The following is a 2,946-nucleotide window of genomic DNA, read 5'->3' on the forward strand; positions in this document are numbered from 1 at the left end:
CTGCATATGCGCCGAGATCTCATCCGGCGCCCACTGGTCCATCGGCACGTCGTTGACCGCCGCCGGAGCGCCGCGGTAGTGCTTGAGCAGCAAGTACTTGGCCATCGTGTTTCTCCTCGGTGCTGATGCGACCCATTGTGGTCGCCTTCAATGCGGGGACGGAGCCAGTCTCGGGTTCTCGACATCGCCGTCCGAATTCTTTGGCTCTCGTCGTCTTTTTGGTACAAGGACCGCCGCTCCACCGGATCCGCCGCACCCCGCTCACCCGTGTCCTGCCCCTCACCGACCGGCAACGCGCGCGCCTGGACAAGCGTCTCCCGCTCGGCGACCCGGACAGCGCCACTCGACACGTGCCCCCGATCTCCGGGGGCGCCCAGATCGGCCGGACGCTACGCCAGTGGCGCACTGAGTTCCTCGCCTACTTCGACACCGGAGGCATGTCCAACGGCGGTACGGACGCCATCAAACGAAACGGCGACACCCGTCGATGTCCAACCGCCCATGGTCATGCCGGCCCCGCGTCGCGCTGACCGCGCGCCGTGATCGATCGGGCGAGTTCATCCATCGTGCGCAGGAACGCAGCGTCCAGATCCACGTTGTACCGGTGCGCGAGAACGAGCACGGACCACAGACAATCTGCAAGTTCGTGCTCCAGCGCGGCACGTCCGCCCGGCATGTCACGGGCGCCTTCCCGCGCCATGACGTTCTTCGCCAGATCACCGACGTCCCCCACAAAGCCAAGCATGAACTCCTCCCGAGTCCAGACCCGGCCGCGCTCCCTCAGGTTCAGCTCGTCGTAGAGGTCGTGAATGAGCAGGGCACGGCGCTGGAGTTCGTTGAGGTCCATGTCCCACCCCTTCCCCATCCGCCCGGCGCACTCACTCGTCGCGATCATGAACGAACTTTGAGTACCTGCATCCCATCCTGACCAGCGGCTTTCGAGCCTCTGGAGGTGCTGGGCGGCCGAAAGCCTCGCCTATGTGTCATTGCGGTACCGGTCGGCTGTCTGCCCGGTACCGACGTCAGCGGCGAGTGGCTCGCCCGGAGCCAGGGAGCGGATGCGCGGTATCGGCGAGGGGAGCAGCCAGAGCAGCGACAGTACTCCTCCGACGGCGGCCGTGATCAGGGTGAGCCTGAGTCCGATGAGGGTGGCGAGCATGCCTCCGACGATGGCGCCGACGGGGCGTATGCCGTAGTTCACCGTGCTGTAGGCGCCGGCCACGCGGCTGCGCATACCGTCTGGTATCACCGCGGCTTGAAGGGAGTTGAGGTTGACGTCGAACAGCATCACGCCGATACCGGCGAGGAACTCTGCAACGCCCAGGACCCCTGCGCGAGCCCATGTGGGACCGCTCGCGGCGGCGACAATGGCGATGGGGGCAGGGAACAGTACGGCGCCTGCCGCGATGCTGCGTCCCACGCCGATCCAGCGAGAGATCTTCGGGGCTATCACCGCGCCCACGAGAGCTCCGGTCGATCCGATTCCGAATGCCAGCCCGATGGTCCCTGCGGAGAGGCCGAGCACCCGGTCGGCGAACAGGACGGTCAAGCCGGTGCTTGACACGAATGTGAAGAAGTTGAGGGTCGTCGCGCAGCCGAGGCTCGCCCGCAGTACCCGGTGACGAACTACGAAGACCAGCCCCTCCCTGGCCCGCTGCACCAACGAAGGCCCGGCCGCCTCATAGGTGGCGACGGCTGGTTCGTCGACCTGGATCGGCCCGAGCAGGGCGGCAGAGGCCAGGAAGGACAGGGCATCAGCGATCACGGCGACGGGCGCGGTCAGGACCTGGACGAGGGCACCGCCGACGGCGGGGCCGACGACGTAGGAAGCGGACCGGCTGGCGCCGAGTTTGCTGTTCGCGTCGACGTAGGACGAGCGTGACACGAGGTGGGCGAAGAAGGGCGGATAAGCGGTGTTGAACAGCACCGCCGCGGCGCCGGTCAGCAGCGCCACGGCATACAACTGGAGAAGCGTCACGGTGCCTGCCAGGTATGCGGCCGGCAGGGTGAGCAGCACGCACGCGCGCATCAGATCGGCGAGGACCATCAGGCGGCGCTTGTGGATGCGGTGGTCGACCCAGGCTCCCAGCACGATGGCGAGGAGATTCGGGGCCCAGGCAAGCGCGGTCAGCCATGCGACTTGGCCGGCCGAAGCGTGCAGCGCCGCCACGGCGATCAGGGGTAACGCCAGTTCGGAGATCCGGTCACCGAATTGCGAGACCGACTGCCCCGCCCAGAAGCGAACGAACCGCCGGTCCCGCCACAAAGACATCGAGGGGGCCATGTCCTGTCGGGAGTTCATGCCGTATCGCCCGTCTGCTCCTCGGCGGCCTCCGGAAGGACGTACCGCAGCAGCCGGACGTCACGGCTGCTGCTCGGCCGCTGCGCCGGGTCACGCGTCACAAAGGGCGCGAGGACGCTTTCGATCGCGTCCTCGATAGCCGCGAGTTCCTCGGGGGACACCACTATGCGGGTGTTCGCCAGCCCCGCGAGCCTGCGCCAGGTCTGATCGAGTTGAGGTTCGGTCTCGGTCACCCAGCGATGCGGCAGGCCGGCGAAGCGGGCGAACATCTCCCGGGACAGTACCCGCGCGGCGGACTGCCCCTCGTCGTCCTCCGGCATCTCGAATCGGAAACCCCGTGCCGCAGCCTCCCACCGCCGCTCCCGGCGATCCGTTCCGGCCTCTGCGTCACGGACCAGTCCAAAGCCCGCCAGGTGGCGCAGATGCCAGCTGGTCACGGACGGGGTGGCTCCGACATCCGGTGACAACCGCGTCGCCGTCGCGGGCCCGTGACGTTGCAGGCGTTCGAGGATCGCAAGTCGTACCGGATGCGCCAACGCTCGCATGGCCTTCGGGTCAGTGATCTCGATATCGCCCAGGCGATTCACACGCTCCATGATGTGAGAGTCTCCTCTTACAATATGTGAGAGTCAACTCTCACATAT

Annotated in this window: 3 protein-coding genes; all 3 read right to left on the bottom strand. The window is 66.9% G+C overall.

Annotation, left to right across the window (positions count from 1 at the left end; genetic code table 11):
- Positions 1 to 505: 505 nt before the first annotated feature.
- The 3 genes from ACFVXE_RS38895 to ACFVXE_RS38905 all read right to left on the bottom strand — a co-directional run bounded on the left by ACFVXE_RS38895 (position 506) and on the right by ACFVXE_RS38905 (position 2,898).
- A complete protein-coding gene (locus ACFVXE_RS38895) occupies positions 506 to 847 on the bottom strand; it encodes a nucleotide pyrophosphohydrolase (RefSeq protein ID WP_389678502.1) in 342 nt (113 codons plus the stop codon).
- Positions 848 to 976: 129 nt separating this feature from the next.
- Positions 977 to 2,302 carry an MFS transporter gene (locus tag ACFVXE_RS38900; protein ID WP_389678504.1) on the bottom strand — a complete coding sequence of 442 codons (1,326 nt, stop codon included), beginning with the start codon at positions 2,300 to 2,302 and terminating at the stop codon, positions 977 to 979.
- A complete protein-coding gene (locus ACFVXE_RS38905) occupies positions 2,299 to 2,898 on the bottom strand; it encodes an ArsR/SmtB family transcription factor (protein WP_389678505.1) in 600 nt (199 codons plus the stop codon). The genes ACFVXE_RS38900 and ACFVXE_RS38905 overlap by 4 nt, the downstream gene beginning before the upstream one ends.
- Between the last annotated feature and the right edge of the window lie 48 nt (positions 2,899 to 2,946).

Origin of the sequence: Streptomyces sp. NPDC058231, from assembly GCF_042882275.1 — a bacterium.
Classification (GTDB): Bacteria; Actinomycetota; Actinomycetes; order Streptomycetales; family Streptomycetaceae; genus Streptomyces.

Bases quoted from the DNA above. Each gene is read 5' to 3' on its own strand.
- ACFVXE_RS38905 (WP_389678505.1), bottom strand. From the start codon at position 2,898: ATGGAGCGTGTGAATCGCCTGGGCGATATCGAGATCACTGACCCGAAG.
- ACFVXE_RS38895 (WP_389678502.1), bottom strand. From the start codon at position 847: ATGGACCTCAACGAACTCCAGCGCCGTGCCCTGCTCATTCACGACCTC.
- ACFVXE_RS38900 (WP_389678504.1), bottom strand. From the start codon at position 2,302: ATGAACTCCCGACAGGACATGGCCCCCTCGATGTCTTTGTGGCGGGAC.